Here is an 18,469-nt window from a genome sequence, read left to right as displayed (position 1 = left end):
GAAGCTGCGAAAGTAAAACGCCCCGGCTCCATTGCGGGGGCCGGGACGTTCAGTTAAAAGATGCTCAGCGGCGTCAGCGGCTATTCGCGCACCAGGCGCAGGCGCTGGCTCAGCCCGTCGGGGCCGCTGATGGTGAGCAGGTAAATGCCCGGCGCCGCGGTGCGGAGCGCGCGGCTGAGCTGCGCCTGGAGTTCGGTCCGGGGTGCCGGGGCCGGGGCCCACACCGTGCGGCCCAGCACATTGCTGAGCGTGAGGTGCAGCGGCGCGGCTTCCGCGGCGATGGGGCCGCCGAGCAGCTGCAGCGCTTCGCCCTGGCTGGGGTTGGGCACCACCACGTAGGGGCTGCCCGCGCCGGCCACGTAGGCCACGGCGCTGAAGTGGGCTTTGCCGTCGCCATCCAGTTGGCGCAGCCGGTAAAAAGCTGCAGCCGCGGCTTCCACGTCGTTGTAGCCGTAAGCAGCGGGCCGGTTGCCGCCTTGCGCCGCCACCAAAGCCAAGCGGCTGAATGCTTTGCCATCAGCGGATTTTTCTACCTCGAAACCGGCGTTGTCTTTCTCCTGCGCCGTATTCCACGCAATGCGGACGGTGCTCGGCCCCGTGCGCTGGGCGCCAAATTGCGTCAGCGTCACTGGCAGGGGCGTGTTGCTATTTCCCAGGGCAAACAGCGGGAAGGCACCTACCCGGTTGAGCGTGGCGCTAATGGGGCCCGTGCCGCTGCTGCTGGCCCGTCCCAACTCCGTCCAGACGCTGCCTGCGCTGCCCGCGTTGCCATACAGGCTGGCCTGGGCCGGCGCGAAGCCGGCGTTCTGGTCGGCGGCGTCGAACTGCACGCTCACGTCCACCACCGGGCCAGTGGCGAGGGCCGGAGTAGCCTCCCAGGTGCGGTTCACGAATTCGGCCTGCCGGGCATACGGCGCGCCGCTACGCCCATTAGCCCGCAGCCCGCTGAAAGTGCGCACCTGAAACGTGGTGCTGACGCCCGAATTGGCCAGCGTCAGGGGCGTGTAAGAGGCGGCCGTGCCCACGGGGAACGTGACCGGAACCCCGCCCGTGGGCACAGGCCGGGCCACGTAGCCGCCACTGGCCGCCACGTCGGGCGTTATCACGTAACGGCTGGCATCGGCCCCGGCAATGGTGGCGTTGCCGCTCAGCGTCAGCGGTTGGGTATCAACCACCAGATGGCCGGCAGTGAATGTCAGCGCGTCGTTCACACTCAGCGGGTTCAGCAGCCGCACGTTGGCGGCATTGCTGATGGTGAGCTTATTGATGGCCAGACCTGCGCTGCTGCCGGCGCTCAGCGTCTGCTCGGTGTTGCCGTTCAACTCCAATGTGCCGGGGCCGGTGATGGGACCGGCGGCCATCACGTTGCCGCTCACCTGCCAGGTGGTGCCGGCGGCCAGCGTGAGGCTGGCGCCGCTTTCCACGGTCAGATGATGGGCTGCCAGCGTGCCGCTGCCGAGCTGCGGAGCGAAGCTCGTGCCGGCCGGAATCAGTACGTCGGTGCTGGCGGTGGGCGGCACGCCGTTTTCCCAGTTGCGGCAATCGGTGGGGTCGGCCGAGGCGTCGTTGCTCGTCCAGATGGCTACTTGGTTGGTGGGCGGCGGGGCGGTGAGGGTGTTCACGGCGGCCGGGGCGGTGTAGCTTACCTGCACGTAGGCGCGCTGGCCGGGGTCGGCGGCGCTGGCGTTGTGGATTTTCAGGGCCAGCCAGCCGGTGGTGGCGGGGATGCAGGTGCCGCTGGCGGCGGCAGTGCCGGTGGCGCTGCTCAAGAGGTTGCCCCGCAAGTCGTACACCCCAACAACCAGGCTGCGCGTGTTGGTACTGGCGTCTTCCGGGTAGAGGGTGTAGGTGACGGGCTGGCCGGCCTGCGCGTAGATTTTGCCGGCCAAACGGGTGTTGGTGGAGTAGTCGGGCAGGGCGCCGCCCTGGCCCAGCCCGCTGCAGTTCAGGTCGCCGAGGTCGTTGGCCATTTCCCATTCCTGGGTGGTTAGGGCCGCGTGGGCGGGGGCGTAGGCGGAGTTGTCCTGGCCCACCGGCGCCCACACCGAGTAGCCGCGCCGGCCCAGCAGGGCCGTGCCGTTGCAGGGCGGCGTGCTGATGCGCACGCGCTGGTCGGCCGGCACGGTGTAGGTGGCGGTGCCGTTGGCGCCCGAATAGTCCTTGAGCACGGTGCCGGGCGCGAAGTCGGAATCCACGTAGGTTTCCTGCCAGTCGTTGTAGTGGTCGTTGATGCCGATAAGGGCCTTGCTGCTGCGCTCGATGACGAGGTGGTCGGGCGACTGGTACCGCACCCGGTAGGCGCCGTCCTTGAAATGCAGGTGCTGGTGGCACCAGAGCAGGTTCACGAGGTCGTCGCGGGTGGGCAGGTCGGCGGTGGAGACGGGCCGGTGGGTGTAGCGCTTGCCGGTGCCGCCGAGGTTGAACAGGTCTTCGAAGTAAAGGTGCGGGTTGCCGTCCACGGCGAAGGCAATGGCGTAAGCGGCCGACAGGCGCGCATCAAACGGGTCGATGTGGGCCGCCAGCTCGTCGCTGGAGTTCCAGCCGGTGTAGTTGCCGCTGGCGTCGAGCTGCGGCCGGAAGGTGTCGTGGTTGTTCACGAAGGGCGCCGTGCGGTGCACGTAGGTGTTCGAGTTGGCGTAGTAGGCCACCCGCTGGTCCTGCTGCTGCCCCGGAATCTGGCCCAAATCGTAGCCGCCGCCCCCGCTCACCATGTTGTAGATGGCGCCGCGCAGGCCAAAATCGAAGGTGCCCATCAGGAAATCCTGGCCGCCGTTCTGGCCCTGCACGTTGGTCACGTAGGCGTCCAAATCCGATTTGCCGCCCACGTATTCGCCCACGTTGTACATGGTTTCGCCGGCGCTGGCCCAGCCGGCGTTGTACTTCAGGTTGTAGCTCCAGTCTTGCTGGGCGTTGGCGCTGAAGTGCTTCACCGCGTCCCAGCGGAAGCCGTCGACGCCGGTCTGTTTCTTCATCCACACCAGCCAGTTGCGGGCCTGGGCCTGGCTGTAGCCCGGGGTTTGCACCGGGTTGAAGGCGCCGGGGTAGAGGGCCAGGTAGTTGGGGCTGAGGGGGCCGTAGCCGTCGCTGCCGCCGTCGTGGCCGTAGCAGAAATCGGGGCCGAAGTAGGGCGCGGTCAGGTCGGTGCCGGTGTCGTTGTGGCCCGGGTGCGGGTGGAAGTTGGCGTAGTTTCTCGGCCAGCGGCCCTGGCGGGCGGCGTAGGCGGCGCCGTTGTCGCCGGCTTCGGGCACGGGCGTGGCAAAGGAGCTGTAGCGGAAGGTTTTGTAGCCGCTGTTGGTGGCCATCGAGAGGGTGGGCTCGGGGTCCTGGCCAGCGGCGCCGGTGGCGGTGCCGGCGCCGTCGGTGTGGTTCAGCACCACGTCCTGGATTACCTCGATGCCGTTGGCGTGCAGCACGGCCACCATGCGCAGGAACTCGTCCTTCGAGCCGAAGCGGGTGCGCACGTCGCCCTTCTGGAATTTATCGCCCAGGTCGTAGGGGTCGAAAGGCGAGTAGCCGACGTCGCCAGTGGCGTTCTTGTTTTTGGGCGTGGGCGGAATCCAGACCGCGTCAACGCCCAGGCTTTTGAGGCGCGGGGCCAGCTCGGTGAGGTAGTCGGCCCACTTGAAGCGGTAGTTGCCGTTGTAGTAGTCCCACCAGAAAGCTTGCAGCACCACGCGCTTCACGGTGGTTTGGGCGGCGGCCGGGAACTGGCTTAGTACAGCCAGTAGCCACAGCGCCAACAAGGCGTAACGTTTTCTCATATATAAATCAGCGGGTTGGGCGGGAACACAAATTTACTGCGCCCCGCGCGGATGAGCAGCCGCAAAAACGTTGCTGCCACCCCCTCACAAAGGATTGTGGAACCCGGAAAGCGGTGATTACAAAGGGCCCCGGCCCACGACCTCGCAACCGGTTCACCAACTCTGGAGCTCAACCGGTCGTAGACGAAAGCAAATCCTTTCTTTCACATTAGCTCTTTTCCGGTTATGAAATTTTCCCTCTCCCGGCCCGCTGCCCTGGCGTGCCTGCTGACCTTGCCCGGCGCCCTGCTGCTGAGCAGCTGCAACAGCGAACCCAAAGCCACCGAAGCCGACAAAACCGCCACCGTCGTTCCCAGCGAAACGAATGCTTCCTCGGACAGCGCGGCCGTCACCGCCCGCCCCGACAGTTCCGCCATGGGCACCGATTCCACGATGGCCAAATAACGCAGCCATTCCGGCTCCTTATCAACCTCCCCGCTGCCATCACCCGGCGTGATGCAGCGGGGAGGTTTTTTATCCGGAATCGGGCCCGGGCCACGCCCGCGAAAAATTGGTGAGGCGCCAAGTCCTGTTGGGCCTGGCCCCACGTAATAAGCAGAACCAACACAACGCTTTCAATCCCCAACCATTCAAAAGAAGTTTCATGAATCACCTTGCCTACCGCTCATTGCCGCTGGCGCTGCTGCTGGCTTCGGCCCTCACGGGCAGCGCGCTGCTGAGCAGCTGCAACAGCAAAACCACCGAAAGCGAAACCACTACCGCCGCTGCCGGAGCCCCCGCCGACAGCGCCACCACCGGCACTAACGCCGACAGCACCGCCACGGCCAGCGCCCCCGGCACCGTGAAGCCCACGATGGCCAAGCCCGCCTGGGGCCCCAACCTCAAACCTGAGATGCAGGCCGTGATTGAGCAGCTCATGAGCTTCAAAAACAAGCCCTTGCCGGAGCTGACCGCCGCCCAGGCCCGCAAGCAGCCCAGCGCCGCCGATGCCGCCAAAAAACAAATGCGCTTGAGCAACATCCCCGCGCCGCCCCTGAACTGCGACACCGTCACCAAAACGCTTACGCCCGGCCTGAAAGCCCGCATCTACACGCCCAAAGGCGCGGCCGGGCCGTTTCCGGTCATCGTGTATTACCACGGCGGCGGCTGGGTCATTGCCACCAACGACACCTACGCCGCCTCGGCCCAGGCGCTGTGCGAGCAGGTGGGCGCCGTGGTGGTGTCGGTGGAATACCGCAAGGCGCCGGAGCACAAGTTTCCGGCCGCCCACGACGACGCCTTTGCTGCTTACCAATACGTGCTCAAGAATGCCGCTGGCATGAAAGGCGACCCCGCCAAAGTGGCCGTGGTGGGCGAAAGCGCCGGCGGCAACCTGGCTTGCAACGTGAGCATCATGGCGCGCGACAAAAAAGTGGCCCTGCCCAAGTACCAGGTGCTGGTGTACCCCATCGCCGGCTCCGACACCAACACGCCTTCTTACCAGGCCAATACCGAAACCGCGCCGCTCAATAAAGGCGGCATGGAGTGGTTTTTCAAGAACTACCAGCGCACCCCGGCCGATTTGAAGGACCCGCGCATCAACCTGGTGGCGGCCAATCTGAAAGGCCTGGAGCCCACCACCATCATCGGGGCCGACTACGACCCCTTGAAAAGCGAAGGCAAAACCCTGGCCGACAACCTCACCGCTGCCGGCGTGAAAACCAATTACAAGCTCTACGAAGGCACCACGCACGAATTCTTCGGCATGGCGGCCGTGGTGCCCGAAGCCAAAGACGCGCAGGGCGTGGTGGTGAGTGACTTGAAAGGCGCGCTGAAGTAAGCGCTTGCTTCCGTCTGAGCTGACTTAGAACGCCATAACGTCATGCTGAGCTTGTCGAAGCATCTCGCGTGCTCAAGTAATCAAAACCGTCTAACGATTGATTTACACTTGCACGCGAGATGCTTCGACAGGCTCAGCATGACGTTCTTTTTTGGCCTTGCTTTGGTCCTTGGGACGCTATTCCGCCGGAAAGCGCACGTCTACCTGCGAATCAAAATGCAGGCCCAGCAGCTCGGAGGCGTTGCCCTGGCAGATGCCCAGGCACAGGCAGTCCTGGCTGTTGAACACGGCCACGGCCTCGCCGGGTGGGGCGGCCGAGAAGTGCGGGTGCACCTCGCGCACCACGTCGCGGCCGAAGTGCACGGCGAAGGCGCGGCCGTGGCCCACGGCCTCTACCGCTGTGCGGGAAATGTTGGTAATCAGGTTGCCGTAGTGGTCCACGTGGGCCACGTGCCCGGTGATGCGGTGGTCCTGAATGCGCACCTGCCGGTTGTTGAGCTGATGAAACCCGGTGACGACGGGGCCCAGCGAAGTCAGCGCCTCGCCGTTGGCCAGGGCCACGGCGGCGGGCAGCAGCACGTCGCGGGTGGGGGAGGCCGTCACGGCGGCCGGCAGGGCCACCAGTTCCTCGGGCGCGCTGTTGGTGAGCAGGGCCAGGATGCCGTTGTCGCCGGCCACAAAATAGTGGCCCTGAAACCGCGCCACCTGCCAGCCGGGCTCGGGGCCGGCGCCGTGGTCGTCGACGCCGATGACGTGCACCGTGCCCGCGGGAAACTCCCGAAATACGGCTTGGAGAACGTGAACGGCGTGCGCGATGTTAAAGGGTTCGACGCCGTGGCTGATATCGACCACGGGCGTCGCCGGGGCCAATTGCAGAAGTCGCGCTTTCAGCGCCGCCACGTAATGGTCGCGGTAGCCAAAATCGGTCAGCAATGTAATCAAGCCCATGCCTGCGTTCCGTAGTTTTTCGTAGTATTGTTGGTCCGCCCGAACCGGGGCAAAAGTAGCCGGTTTGCGCGGAAAGGCTCGTTTCTTTTTTGGCTGTTCCCTCGCCTTCTTTCCCCCTCTCCCCGCACTTGGTCGAAAAAATCATCACCCTCGAAAACATGTCCTTGGTCGATTTCCTCGGCCCCGACAACCAGAATATCCGCCAGTTAGCCGCCGCTTTCCCGGGCTCTAAAATCATCAGCCGCGGCAACGAAATCAAGATTCAAGGCCAGCCGGCGGTCATCTCCCGCATCAACGATTTATTGTCGTCGCTCATCGAGCACTACCACCAATACGGCGCCATCACCGACAAAACGGTGAACCAATACCTCTCCGCCACCTCCGAAGAGGCCGAGGGCCGGGTGCTGGCCGCCTCGCCCGACGTCATTTTGTTCGGGGCCAAAGGCGGCGTCATCAAAGCCAAAACGCCCAACCAGCAAAAGCTGGTGGATACCGTGATGGCCCACGACCTCACCTTCACCCTGGGCCCCGCCGGCACCGGCAAAACCTACATTTCGGTGGCCCTGGCCGTGCGTGCGCTCAAAAACAAAGAGGTGAAGAAAATCATCATCTCGCGCCCCGTGGTGGAGGCCGGCGAAAGCCTCGGCTTCCTGCCCGGCGACATGAAGGAGAAGGTGGACCCGTATTTGCGCCCGATTTACGACGCCTTGGAAGACATGATTCCGGCCGAAAAGCTGAAATTCTACCAGGAAAACAAAATCATCGAAATCGCTCCGCTGGCTTACATGCGCGGCCGGACGCTGAACAATGCTTTCGTGCTCCTGGATGAAGCCCAGAACACCACGCCCTCTCAGTTGAAGATGTTTCTGACCCGCATGGGCCCCACCGCCAAGGTGATGGTGAACGGCGACCGCAGCCAGATTGACCTGCCCACCCGCCAGAAATCGGGCCTGATGCAGGCGCTGGACATCCTGAAAAACGTGCAGGGCATCGGCTACGTCGAAATGACCTCCGAAGACGTGGTGCGTCACCGCTTGGTGAAAGAAATTGTGGAAGCCTACGACAAGTACGACACCGACGAGCAAACCCGCCAGGGCCAGCAAAGCGCCGCCAACGGCCAGCGCCGCGACGAGCGCCACGAGCGCCGCCTGCGCGAGCAAGGCCTGCTCGTGGACAGCGCCCAGCCCGAACCAGAAGTGGAACTGCCCGTGAACCACGAGCAGGCACTGTAGCCGAAACTCACTTGTCATCCTGAGCGCAGCGAAGGACCTTCTCACGCATGAACGGAAAACGTTCCGCCGAGAGAAGGTCCTTCGCTGCGCTCAGGATGACAGCTTTTTAATCATTTCCCATGCCCGCCTCCGCCTACCGCATCACCGACCTGCGCGACCTCGACGCCGCCTTCACCATTCGCGAAAAAGTATTCCAGGAAGAGCAGGGCGTGCCCGCCGCCAAGGAGCACGACGTGCACGACCGCACCGATGCCCGCCACTACCTGGCCCGGGCCGCCGATGGCACCCCCGCCGGGGCCGCCCGCTGGCGCGAAACCGAAAACGGCGTGAAGCTGGAGCGTTTCGCCGTGCTGCCCGGGTTTCGGAACCAGGAAATCGGGGCCGCGCTGCTCCACGCCGTGCTGGCCGATGTGCAGGCCGAGCTGCCTGAAGCCGTAGTGTATTTGAATGCGCAGCTGCGGGCCGTGCCGTTTTACGAGCGCCACGGCTTCAAAACGGAAGGGGAGATGTTTGAGGAGGCCAATATCCAGCACTTCAAAATGGTGCGCTAGCTAGCACCCTGCCGAAGCGAGGCTGAGAGGATAGGAAATATGAGCACCGGGCGATTTCGGGGCAAAGGGCTACATTGCCAACTCAATACATCCTCTGCCTCTGCCGCCAATGATTACCTGGGCCACTTTTCCGTTCGTTCGCTACACCCCGGCGCTGATTGGAGGCATTGTGGCCTGCCTATACCTTGGGGAGGGTTGGCCGGAGCTGTGGCCGGCCGCGGCGGGCCTGGTGGTGGCCGCCATCGGGTTCATTAGCTGGGCCATCCGCCAGCGCCGGCCCTCGGCCGCCGACGCGGCCGGCATCGTGGCGTTGGTGGCGGTGGCGTTTTTTGGGGGGGCGCTCACCCAGCGCGCCACCGAAAGCCGCCGGGCCGACCACCTGTTCCGCTTCGCCGATAAAGTTGACTGCTACCAGGCGGTGGTGGACGAGGCCACCGTGGTGCGCGCGGCCACGTTTGCCACCACGCTGCGGGTGCGGGCCGTGCGGGTGGGCGGCCGCTGGCGCCGGGCCACGGGCGGCGTGCGGGTGTCGCTGCCGCGGGTGGCGGGCATTGCGCAGCCGCGCTACGGCGAGGTTTGGCTCATCCGCGGGCACCCCGACCCCAGCAAGCCGCCGCTCAACCCCGGCGAGTTCGACTACCGCCAGTACCTGGCCTACCGGCAGGTGTATCACCAGCAATACATTCACCCCGACCAGTACAAAGTGCTGCGCACGGACCCGCCGAATATCTTGGTGTTCTGGAGCATGTATGCAGCCGAAAAGCTCGACGGCGTTTTCCGTCACTATATCAAGGCCAAACGCGAGTATGCCATTGCCTCGGCGCTGGTGTTGGGCATTAAGGACGACGTCGACTCAGAAACCAAACTGGCCTACAGCAGCACGGGCACGTCGCACATCATGGCGGTGAGCGGCCTGCAGGTGGGGCTGTTGTTTTATGCGCTCACGGCGGTGCTGCAGTTCTTTTTCGCGCGGGTGCCGGGGTTCCGCCTGTGGTCGGCGCTGCTCGGGCTCACGGTTATCTGGAGCTACGCCTTCGTCACGGGGCTGTCGGCGTCGGTGCTGCGGGCCACGGTGATGTTTACGTTTCTCATCATCGGGAGGGCCTGGGGGCGGCAAAGCTCCATCTTTAACACGCTGGCGGTGGCGGCGTTTTTTCTGCTGCTCTGGAATCCGTTTCTGGTGGCCGATGTGGGGTTTCAGCTGTCGTTTCTGGCGGTGCTCAGCATCGTGTACATCCAGCCGCGCATCGCCCGCTGGCTCGATGTGGAAGGCTATTTCTACGCCCGGCGCCGGCCCTGGCACATAAAGCCGGTGCAGTGGGCCTGGAAAGGCAGCGGCTGGTTCCTGGACAAGGTCTGGCAGGCCGTGGCGTTGTCGCTGGCGGCGCAGGTGGCCACGTTTGCGCTGGGACTGTACTATTTCCACCAGTTTCCGTTCAGCTTTTTGTTCTCCAACCTCGTGGCGGTGCCCATTTCGAGTATGGCTGTGTACGTGGGGTTGGGACTGCTGGCGTTGAAGGGACTTGCCGCAGGGCTGGGAATGGTTTTGCCGGATGCCGCCGATTGGTGGCTCGATTTGCTGCCCCGTTTCTTCGCCTGGGTTTTTGAGTGGATGGTGTGGATGTTTAACGAATACATCTTTCTCATCAGTCGCTACTTCTCTGGCTGGGTGGTGCGCGACATCCACGTGTCGGCCCTGCAAACGGTCCTCATCTTCGGCCTCATCGGCACGTTTCTGGCCTGGCTCAACACCCGCCACCTGAGTTGGCTGCGCGGCATGGCGCTGCTGCTCCTGTGCTACGCCGGCAGCCGCGTGGCCGAGGCCCGCGCCGTGGCGCCCACCGAAGAATTCATTGTGTACAGCATTCCGCGGCGCTCGGCGGTGGGCTTCTGGCAGGGCGCCAGCGCCGAGTTCGTCACGCCCGATTCCGTGGCGCTCAACGAAACCGAGCGCACCTACCGCCTGCTGCCAGGCATCATCCGCAAGGCTGCCCGCCGCACCCACTACAGCGTGGGCTGGCGCGGCAGCACCGTCCCGGTGCGGCGGCTGGCCGATGCCGACAGCGCCCGCGAGCAGCTGTACTGGAAGCCTGGCCCGGTGCTGCTGGCCCAGTGGCGCGGCCTGCGCATTGGGTTTGTCTCCAACCATATTTCCTCGGCCACGCAACCCGCGCCGGTCGACGTGCTGGTGCTGCGCCGCAACGCCCGCGTGAAACCCGAAACTGTGGCCGCGGTGTTCGGGCCAACGACGCAGGTCGTTTTTGATTCGAGTTGCAAAATCTGGTACGTGGCCCGGCAGGATTCCTTGTTGCGCGCGCACGGCTTCCGCACCTGGGACGTCACGGCTCAGGGCGCTTTTCGGTGCGCGCCGCCGCTGTAGCCGCGCACCCATAAGGCCCCGGGCCGAGCGCAGGCAACCGCAATGCCGGCCGGGCCCGAGTTGATGGCAAAGCGCCATTAAACCACGCAGCCAGGCCGTTTAGTCGGCGTGCATGCCAGCTCAGTCGAGCGGAAGCCGACCATCTGCGCCTTTTTTTCGTTAATTGCTCACCAGGTGCCACCATTTCCCGGCGGTTGGCATCATGGGTACAACCATCCGTCCGCGCCGTTCCCGCTCCTTATGGAAAACTTGCTCACCCCCGAACTCGAAGCCCTTCGCTACATCCGCTACGAAGCCCAGGACCGCATTGGCTACATCACCCTCAACCGGCCCGACAAGCGCAACGCCCTGAACGCCGACGTGGTAACCGAGCTCAAGCAAGCTTTCGAGTTTGCCGAAAACGACGAAAACGCGAAAGTCATCGTGCTGCGCGCGGCCGGCGACGTGTTTTGCGCCGGCGCCGACTTGGCCTACATTCAGGACCTGCAAGGCTTCGGCTACACCGACAACCTGGAAGACTCGACGCACCTCATGCAGCTCTTCCACCAGATTTATACCCTCAAGAAGGTCGTCATCGGCCAAGTGCAGGGCCACGCGCTGGCCGGCGGCTGCGGCCTCGCCGCCATCTGCGACCTCACCTTTGCCGTGCCCGAAGCCAAGTTTGGCTACACCGAAGTGAAAATCGGCTTCCTGCCCGCCATCGTGAGCGTGTTTCTGGTGCGCAAAATCGGGGAGGCGCGCACCAAGCAATTGCTGCTTACCGGCGACGTAGTGCCGGCCCAGGCCGCCCTCGACATGGGCCTCATCACCTTCATGGTGCCCAAAGACGAGCTGGCCGAAACCGTGAAAATCTACGCCCAGCGCCTGTGCCGCGAAAACTCGGCCCAAAGCATGGAAGTGACCAAGGAAATGCTGGCCCGGCTGCCCGAAATGGACCTGGAAGAAGGCCTTCGCTACGCCGCCCAGCGCAATGCCGAAGCCCGCGGCTCGGAAGACTGCCGCCGCGGCATTGCCGCCTTTTTGAGCAAGGAGAAGATTGGCTGGTAACCGAAAAGTCGGTTGGCTGAAGTAAATTAGGAGTTCGAAACGCCGCTTGGTCCTCGGAATTAACGAAGACTGAGCGGCGTTTTGGCGTCATTTCCAAACATCCCTTTTCCCGTTCTGGTTACCTGCGCATGACAGCATTGGCCGCCCTCGGCATCACCCTCGCCACCTTCGGATTCATGGAATTCTGGGCGTGGTTCATGCACAAGTTTGTGCAGCATGGGCCGCTGTGGTTTTTGCACCGCTCGCACCACGTGCGGCACCCGCACCCGGTGGAGCGCAACGACCTGTTTTTCCTGATTTACGGCGGCATTTCGGCCGCTTTGTTCATCACCGGCGACAACGGCGGGCGCTGGTGGTTCTGGGTGGGCGTGGGCATCGCGGCCTACGGCACGGTGTATTTTTTCGTGCACGACGTGCTGATACACGGCCGCTTGCGCTTCTGGAAAAAATCGGACAACACCTACCTGCGGGCCCTCAACATGGCCCACAAAACCCACCACAAAACCCAGGGCCGCGATGGCTCGGCCGAGTTTGGCCTGCTCTGGGTGTCGCCCAAATACCTAGAGCTGGCCCGGAAGCGGCAATTAAAAATTAATAAGGAAAAAACTAAAAATGAGTAAAAAAGGTGTTGCTGTGCCGTTGCGCCTACGCTCAATTTTTAATTCATAATTCATAATTTTTAATTAACCACGTGGGCCAGTTCTCCATCAGCGACTTAGAGCAGCTTTCGGGCATCAAGGCGCACACCATTCGGATGTGGGAGCAGCGCTACGGCCTGTTGCGGCCGGTGCGCACGGCCACCAACATTCGCACCTACTGCGAAAGCGACCTGCGCCGCCTGCTCAACGTGACCACGCTGTGCAGCCGGGGCCAACGCATCTCGCAGGTGGCCCGCCTGAGCGACGCCGAAATTCAGGCCGCCGTGCTGGCCTGCTGCAACGACGTGCACGACTACCACCAGCAGGTCAATGCCTTGCTGGCCGCCATGCTCAGCTTCGACGAGCTGCGCCTCAACCTCTTGCTAACCGAGGCCAGCAGCAAGCTGGGCTTTGAAAAAATGATGCTGTTTGTGGCCTACCCGCTGCTGCAGCGCATTGGCCTGATGTGGCTGGCCGGCACCGTCAACCCAGCCCAGGAGCACCTGATTGCGCATTTGCTGCGCCAAAAGATTTTGGCTGCCACCGATGCGCTGCCCAGCGTGCCGGCCACGGCGCGGCGCTGGGTGCTGTTTTTGCCGGCCGATGAGCTGCACGAGCTGGCCTTGCTGTTCATGAACTACGTGCTGCGCGCCCGCGGCCAGCACACCCTGTACCTGGGCCAAAACTTGCCTTTGGAAGAGCTCAACGCGGTGTGCCGCACCTACCACCCCGACGCCGTGGCCACCGTGCTAACCACCCAGCCGGAGCGCGGCCGGGTGGGGGAGTTTGCCGAAGCCGTGGCGGCCTGCTGCCCCGATAAACTGGTGGTAATGTACGGCCAACTGGCCCGGCAGGAAGGGCTGGTGTTGCCCAAAAACTGTGTTTCGCCGGAGCTGATGACGGATTTTCTGGCCCTGGTGGGGGAGCACGCCGCCGAGCCGGTGGCGGCGTAAAAAGGCGGCCTGGAAAGCAAACCATGGGCTTGGTTTGGCGCGTAGTTGGTGGGCTGGGGTAGCCAGCCGGCTTCACAATTTGGTAATGGCAAAAGCAGGTCCGGCGCCGCGGCAATCCCCTGGCCGGGCGTACCTTGCCGCGCCTGCGAGAAAGTAGTAGGCGTGCCGAACGAAATTCTTTCGGCGGGGGCTGGCTGATTTTGCGGCGGGCTCGTATATTTGTTTAACAATCGGCCACGAAAAGCTAAACAGCATGACTTCGCTAGAATTCACCTCGCAAGTGCAGAAGATTTCGCTCACCCTCCGGCCCGCCGCCATGAATTTGACGCGAGACGCTGATGATGCCAAGGATTTGGTGCAGGAAACCCTCCTCAAGGCCCTGCTCAACAAAGACAAGTTTAAAGCCGGTACCAACCTGAAGGCGTGGTTGTATACCATCATGCGCAACACCTTCATCAACAACTACAACAAGATTACCAAGCGTAGCTCCAACATTGATTCGACGGAGTATTTCCAGTATTTCAACACCGACCAGAACTACATCACCCACAACGGTGCCACGTCGGATTTCGTGGTGCGTGACATCAACGAGGCCATTTCCAGCCTCGGCACCGACTACCGGACGCCGTTCATGATGTACTACATCGGCTACAAGTACATGGAGATTGCCGAGAAGCTGCAAATCCCCATTGGCACCGTCAAAAACCGCATTCACATTGCCCGCAAGGACTTGAAAGCGGCCTTGCAGGTGTATGCCCCCGTCGGCGCCTCGGCCGCCGATGCCACCGAAACCGTTGAAGACTAGGCGCCCGGCGTCGTTCCCTGGCCGCCGGCCTTGTTGCTGCAATCCGCGGCGCGGGGCCGGCGGCTTGTTTTAAGGGCAGGGGTATGATACCGCGCACCGTACATGGAACGTCTTGTCGAGCTTGTCGAGACATCTCGCGTGCTGAACTAATTAATTATCCCGAGCGAGATGTCTCGACAAGCTCGACAGGACGGTCTCCTTTATCCAGAATAGCAGTAACTCACCTTTGCAACCACCCTCTTCCAAACACGCCGTTGTAATCGGGGCCGGCTTTGCCGGGCTGGCGGCCGCCAGCACCTTGGCGCAGGCCGGCTGGCGCGTCACGGTGCTTGAAAAAAACGAAGGCCCCGGCGGCCGGGCCCGCGTGTTCCGCGCCCAGGGCTTCACCTTCGACATGGGCCCAAGCTGGTACTGGATGCCCGATGTGTTTGAGAAGTACTTCGCCCGCTTCGGCAAGAAAGTGGCTGACTACTACGAGCTGGAGCGGCTGGACCCTTCGTACCAGGTGGTTTTCCGCGGGCCGGAAGCCGTGGATATTCCGGCCCGGATGAGCGAGCTGCGGGCCTTGTTTGAGCGCTTCGAGCCGGGCAGTGCCGCGCGGCTTGATGAGTTCTTGAAGCAGGCCGCTTATAAGTACGAAGTTGGGATAAACCGCCTGGTGTACGCGCCGAGCCGGTCGGTATTTGAGTTTGCCGACCCCAAGCTGCTCGTGGACATGGTGCGCATGGACGTGCTGCAAAGCATGCACAAGCACGTGCGCCGCTTTTTTAAAGACCCGCGCCTGCTGGAGCTGGTGGAGTTTCCCATCCTGTTTCTGGGCGCTACTTCGGAGAACACGCCCGCGCTGTACTCGCTGATGAACTACGCCGATTTAGCGCTGGGCACCTGGTACCCCAAAGGCGGGATGCACAAGATTGTGGAAGGCATGGTGCGCCTGGCCGAAGAGCTGGGCGTGGAAATCCGTTACAACGAGGAAGTGCGCGAAATCGTGGTGGAAAACGGCCGCAGCACCGGCGTGCGCACCGCCAGCGGCTTCGTAGCCGCCGATGCCGTGGTGGCAGGGGCCGACTACCACCACATCGAGCAGGAGGTACTGGCACCCGAATACCGGCATTACGACGAAAAATACTGGAACTCCCGCGTGATGGCACCATCGAGCCTGCTGTTTTACCTCGGCGTGAACCGCAAGCTGGACAAATTGCGCCATCACAACCTGTTTTTTGACGAGGACCTCAACCAGCACGCCCGCGAGATATACGAGCAGCCGCAGTGGCCCACCCGGCCGCTCTACTACGCTTCGGTGCCCAGCAAAACCGACCCCGCGGTGGCGCCCGCGGGCCAGGAAAACCTGTTTCTGCTCATCCCGGTGGCGCCGGGGCTGACGGACGACGACGCCACCCGCGAGCGGTACTACGACCTGCTGATGGACCGGCTGGAAAAGCACTGCGGCCACCCCATCCGCGACGCGGTGGTGTTCAAGCGCAGCTACGCCCACCGCGACTTCGTGGCCGATTACCACAGCTTCAAGGGCAATGCCTACGGTTTAGCTAACACGCTGAAGCAGACGGCCATTCTGAAGCCTACGTTGAAGAGCAAAAAAGTCGGTAATTTGTATTTCACCGGCCAGCTTACCGTGCCCGGGCCGGGCGTGCCGCCCTCGCTGATTTCGGGCCAGGTGGTGGCGGGCGAAGTGCTTAAGGAGAACAAATAGCCCGTCATGCCGAGCGCCGCGAAGCATCTTTACCGCTTCGTTGCATCAGCTTTAATCACTACTGAGGTAAAGATGCTTCGCGGCGCTCGGCATGACGGGCTGACACAATAAAATGGACCACGTTAAACTCTTCACCGACACCAGCCTGGCGTGCAGCAAGCTCATCACCGGGCGCTACAGCACCTCGTTCACGCTGGGCATTCGCACGCTCGACGAGCGGCTGCACCTGCCCGTGTACGCCGTGTATGGGTTTGTGCGCTGGGCCGATGAAATTGTGGATACCTTTCATGAGCACGACAAGGCGGCGCTGCTGGCCGACTTCCGGCGCCAGACTTACGAGGCGCTCGATGCCGGCCTGAGTTTTAACCCGGTGCTGCACGCGTTCCAGCACGTGGTGCGGCGCTACGGCATCGACCGCGAGTTTATTGAGGCGTTTCTGCACAGCATGGCGCTCGATTTGGAAGACCAGAGCTACCACTCCGACCTGTACAATGAGTACATCTACGGCTCGGCCGAAGTGGTGGGGCTGATGTGTTTGCGCATTTTCTGCGACGGCGACCAGGCCTTGTTTGAGCGGCTGCGGGCGCCGGCCTGCCGGCTGGGGGCGGCGTTTCAGAAGGTGAATTTTCTGCGCGACATCCGTTCCGATTACGAGGAGCGGGGCCGCGTGTACTTCCCCGGCGTGGTGTACCAGCGGTTCAACGACGCCACCAAAAGCGAGATTGAGGCCGACATCAAAGCCGATTTTGAGGCGGCTTACGTGGGCATTCAGCAGCTGCCGCGCTCGGCCAAGCTGGGCGTGTACCTGGCGTATGTGTACTACCTGAAGCTGTTTTACAAAATCAAAAAGCTGCCCGCGGCGCGCATCTTGGGCGAGCGGGTGCGCGTGCCCGACAACACCAAAGTGCTGCTGCTGCTGGGCTCGTATTTCCGCTACCGACTGTCGCGCTTATAACGGGCCCGGTGGGCTGTTGGCGGCGGTTTGCCGTATGCCCGTAGCCAGCCCCGGTGAATTAGTTGCCGCTAAAACTAGTTTTGTACCCATGAAAAGTTTGTTTCAATGGCGGGTGGGCCTGTTTCTGCTGCCCGTAGCGTTGGGCGCCGCGCCGGCCACCGGGGCGAGTGCCGCAGCACCGTCTTCTTTTACTTTCTCTTTTTCCTTCGCCGCTTTGGATTCCCCTTTCCACCCCACCATCCTCCGCCGCCACTACGAGCAGGCCGCCGCCGACAAAGCCGCCGGCGAGAAATTCTACAAGCTGCTGGCCGACTACAAGGACCGCGACGCGCTGGTGCTGGGCTACAAAGGCGCGGCCGAGGCCATTCGGGCCCGCGACGCGTCGATGTTCAACAAGCTGACCTACGTGCAGGACGCCGCCCGCACCTTCGAGCAAGCCGTGAGCCTCGACCCCAACAACCCCGAAATCCGCTTCCTGCGCTTTTCGGTGGAAAGCAACCTGCCCGCCTTCCTCGGCCTGAGCAAGCACGTGGACGAAGACAAAGAGCTGCTGCTCAATGCCGCCTTGGCCCATCCCAAGTCGGGGCTGGACGCCGAAGCCTTTCGCACGGTGCGCCACTTTTTGGTGAACCGCGGCCACGTGAGCGACGAGCAGGCCCAGCGCCTGAACCGCGTGGCCGAGTAAACCAAAAACCGGTTTGCGCGGTTCTGACGTAGCTTTTGGCTGCTGCCGAAAACGTGACCGGCGGTCACAACCTTAACCGTGCTTTCGCGGTTTGTCCTGACGTATGCCCCACTTGCACCTCAGCGTCCGCATCGACCCCAACTCCGGCTTTTGCTTCGGCGTGATTTACGCCATTCAAATGGCCGAAGACCTGCTCGACGAGCAAGGCTACCTCTATTGCCTGGGCGACATCGTGCACAACGACGAAGAAGTGCAGCGCCTGGAAGCCCGCGGCCTGCGCATCATCTGCCACGAGCGGCTGGCCGAGCTGCGCAACGAGGCCGTGCTCATCCGGGCCCACGGCGAGCCCCCGGCCACCTACCAGATGGCCATGGAAAACAACCTCACGCTGATTGACGCCAGCTGCCCGGTGGTGCTCAAGCTGCAAAACCGCATCAAGGCCAGTTACGACCGCAAGGAGAAAATCTTCATCTACGGCAAGCACGGCCACGCCGAAGTGCTGGGCCTGCTGGGCCAGACCGGCGGCGACGCCGTGGTGTTTGAGAACCTCGACGAGCTGTTGCGCCACGAGCTGCCCGAAAACATCACCCTCTACAGCCAGACCACCAAGAGCACCAACAGCTTCTACAACATCAAGAACCAGCTGGAGGGGCGCGGCTACCAGGTGAACGCCAACGACACCATCTGCCGGCAGGTGAGCAACCGTGACAAGGACCTGCGGCGCTTCGCCGCGCAGTTCGACCAGATTGTGTTTGTCTCGGGCACCAAAAGCTCGAATGGCAAGGTGCTCTACCAGGTGTGCCTCGAAACCAACCCGCAAACGCATTTCATCTCGAACGTGGGCGAAATTCAGGCCGACTGGTTCCGGCCGGGCCAGTCGGTGGGCATTTGCGGGGCCACCAGCACGCCCATGTGGCTGATGGAGCAGGTGCGCGACCAGTTGCTGAGTCTATAGTTTCGCCGCCCTGGCTTAGGTCTATCTGC

The 18,469-nt window shown here is 62.8% G+C and carries 15 protein-coding genes; 13 read left to right on the top strand and 2 right to left on the bottom strand.

Annotated features, from left to right (window positions below; genetic code table 11):
* Window positions 1-80 precede the first annotated feature (80 nt).
* Window positions 81-3,761, bottom strand: coding sequence for an alpha-amylase family glycosyl hydrolase (locus I2H31_RS15245; RefSeq protein WP_196293900.1), 3,681 nt, complete (start codon window positions 3,759-3,761; stop codon window positions 81-83).
* A 225-nt stretch (window positions 3,762-3,986) separates the two neighbouring features.
* On the opposite strand from I2H31_RS15245, the gene I2H31_RS15240 reads away from it, so the two are divergent.
* A complete protein-coding gene (locus tag I2H31_RS15240; RefSeq protein ID WP_196293899.1) occupies window positions 3,987-4,205 on the top strand; it encodes a hypothetical protein in 219 nt (72 codons plus the stop codon).
* Window positions 4,206-4,404: 199 nt separating this feature from the next.
* Window positions 4,405-5,580, top strand: coding sequence for an alpha/beta hydrolase (locus I2H31_RS15235; protein WP_196293898.1), 1,176 nt, complete (start codon window positions 4,405-4,407; stop codon window positions 5,578-5,580).
* Window positions 5,581-5,757: 177 nt separating this feature from the next.
* Here I2H31_RS15235 and I2H31_RS15230 read toward each other — a convergent pair whose 3' ends face one another.
* Window positions 5,758-6,528, bottom strand: a complete 771-nt coding sequence (locus I2H31_RS15230) for an SAM hydrolase/SAM-dependent halogenase family protein (protein ID WP_196293897.1) — start codon at window positions 6,526-6,528, stop codon at window positions 5,758-5,760.
* Window positions 6,529-6,656: 128 nt separating this feature from the next.
* Between I2H31_RS15230 and I2H31_RS15225 the strand changes: the two genes are divergently transcribed.
* The 11 genes from I2H31_RS15225 to I2H31_RS15175 all read left to right on the top strand — a co-directional run bounded on the left by I2H31_RS15225 (window position 6,657) and on the right by I2H31_RS15175 (window position 18,440).
* Window positions 6,657-7,760 carry a PhoH family protein gene (locus I2H31_RS15225; protein ID WP_196293896.1) on the top strand — a complete coding sequence of 368 codons (1,104 nt, stop codon included), beginning with the start codon at window positions 6,657-6,659 and terminating at the stop codon, window positions 7,758-7,760.
* Between the two features lie 119 nt (window positions 7,761-7,879).
* A complete protein-coding gene (locus I2H31_RS15220; RefSeq protein ID WP_196293895.1) occupies window positions 7,880-8,311 on the top strand; it encodes a GNAT family N-acetyltransferase in 432 nt (143 codons plus the stop codon).
* A gap of 109 nt (window positions 8,312-8,420) precedes the next feature.
* Window positions 8,421-10,691 carry a ComEC/Rec2 family competence protein gene (locus I2H31_RS15215; protein ID WP_196293894.1) on the top strand — a complete coding sequence of 757 codons (2,271 nt, stop codon included), beginning with the start codon at window positions 8,421-8,423 and terminating at the stop codon, window positions 10,689-10,691.
* 240 nt (window positions 10,692-10,931) lie between these two features.
* Complete coding sequence (locus I2H31_RS15210; protein WP_196293893.1) at window positions 10,932-11,738, top strand: enoyl-CoA hydratase/isomerase family protein; 807 nt, start codon at window positions 10,932-10,934, stop codon at window positions 11,736-11,738.
* Between the two features lie 128 nt (window positions 11,739-11,866).
* Window positions 11,867-12,358: a sterol desaturase family protein gene (locus I2H31_RS15205; RefSeq protein WP_196293892.1), complete on the top strand. Its 492-nt coding sequence runs from the start codon at window positions 11,867-11,869 to the stop codon at window positions 12,356-12,358.
* Window positions 12,359-12,429: 71 nt separating this feature from the next.
* Complete coding sequence (locus I2H31_RS15200) at window positions 12,430-13,329, top strand: MerR family transcriptional regulator (RefSeq protein WP_196293891.1); 900 nt, start codon at window positions 12,430-12,432, stop codon at window positions 13,327-13,329.
* Window positions 13,330-13,582: 253 nt separating this feature from the next.
* Window positions 13,583-14,134, top strand: coding sequence for a sigma-70 family RNA polymerase sigma factor (locus I2H31_RS15195; RefSeq protein ID WP_196293890.1), 552 nt, complete (start codon window positions 13,583-13,585; stop codon window positions 14,132-14,134).
* Between the two features lie 226 nt (window positions 14,135-14,360).
* Window positions 14,361-15,845 (top strand): phytoene desaturase family protein, encoded by a 1,485-nt coding sequence (locus I2H31_RS15190; RefSeq protein ID WP_196293889.1) that lies wholly within the window; start codon window positions 14,361-14,363, stop codon window positions 15,843-15,845.
* A 112-nt stretch (window positions 15,846-15,957) separates the two neighbouring features.
* Window positions 15,958-16,800 carry a phytoene/squalene synthase family protein gene (locus I2H31_RS15185; protein WP_196293888.1) on the top strand — a complete coding sequence of 281 codons (843 nt, stop codon included), beginning with the start codon at window positions 15,958-15,960 and terminating at the stop codon, window positions 16,798-16,800.
* An 88-nt stretch (window positions 16,801-16,888) separates the two neighbouring features.
* Complete coding sequence (locus I2H31_RS15180; RefSeq protein ID WP_196293887.1) at window positions 16,889-17,485, top strand: hypothetical protein; 597 nt, start codon at window positions 16,889-16,891, stop codon at window positions 17,483-17,485.
* 103 nt (window positions 17,486-17,588) lie between these two features.
* Window positions 17,589-18,440 (top strand): 4-hydroxy-3-methylbut-2-enyl diphosphate reductase, encoded by an 852-nt coding sequence (locus tag I2H31_RS15175; protein ID WP_196293886.1) that lies wholly within the window; start codon window positions 17,589-17,591, stop codon window positions 18,438-18,440.
* The last annotated feature ends 29 nt before the right edge of the window (window positions 18,441-18,469 follow it).

This window comes from Hymenobacter ruricola (genome assembly GCF_015694525.1).
In the GTDB taxonomy this organism is placed as follows: Bacteria; Bacteroidota; Bacteroidia; order Cytophagales; family Hymenobacteraceae; genus Hymenobacter; species Hymenobacter ruricola.
This window is presented reverse-complemented; position numbering and strand designations above follow the sequence as displayed.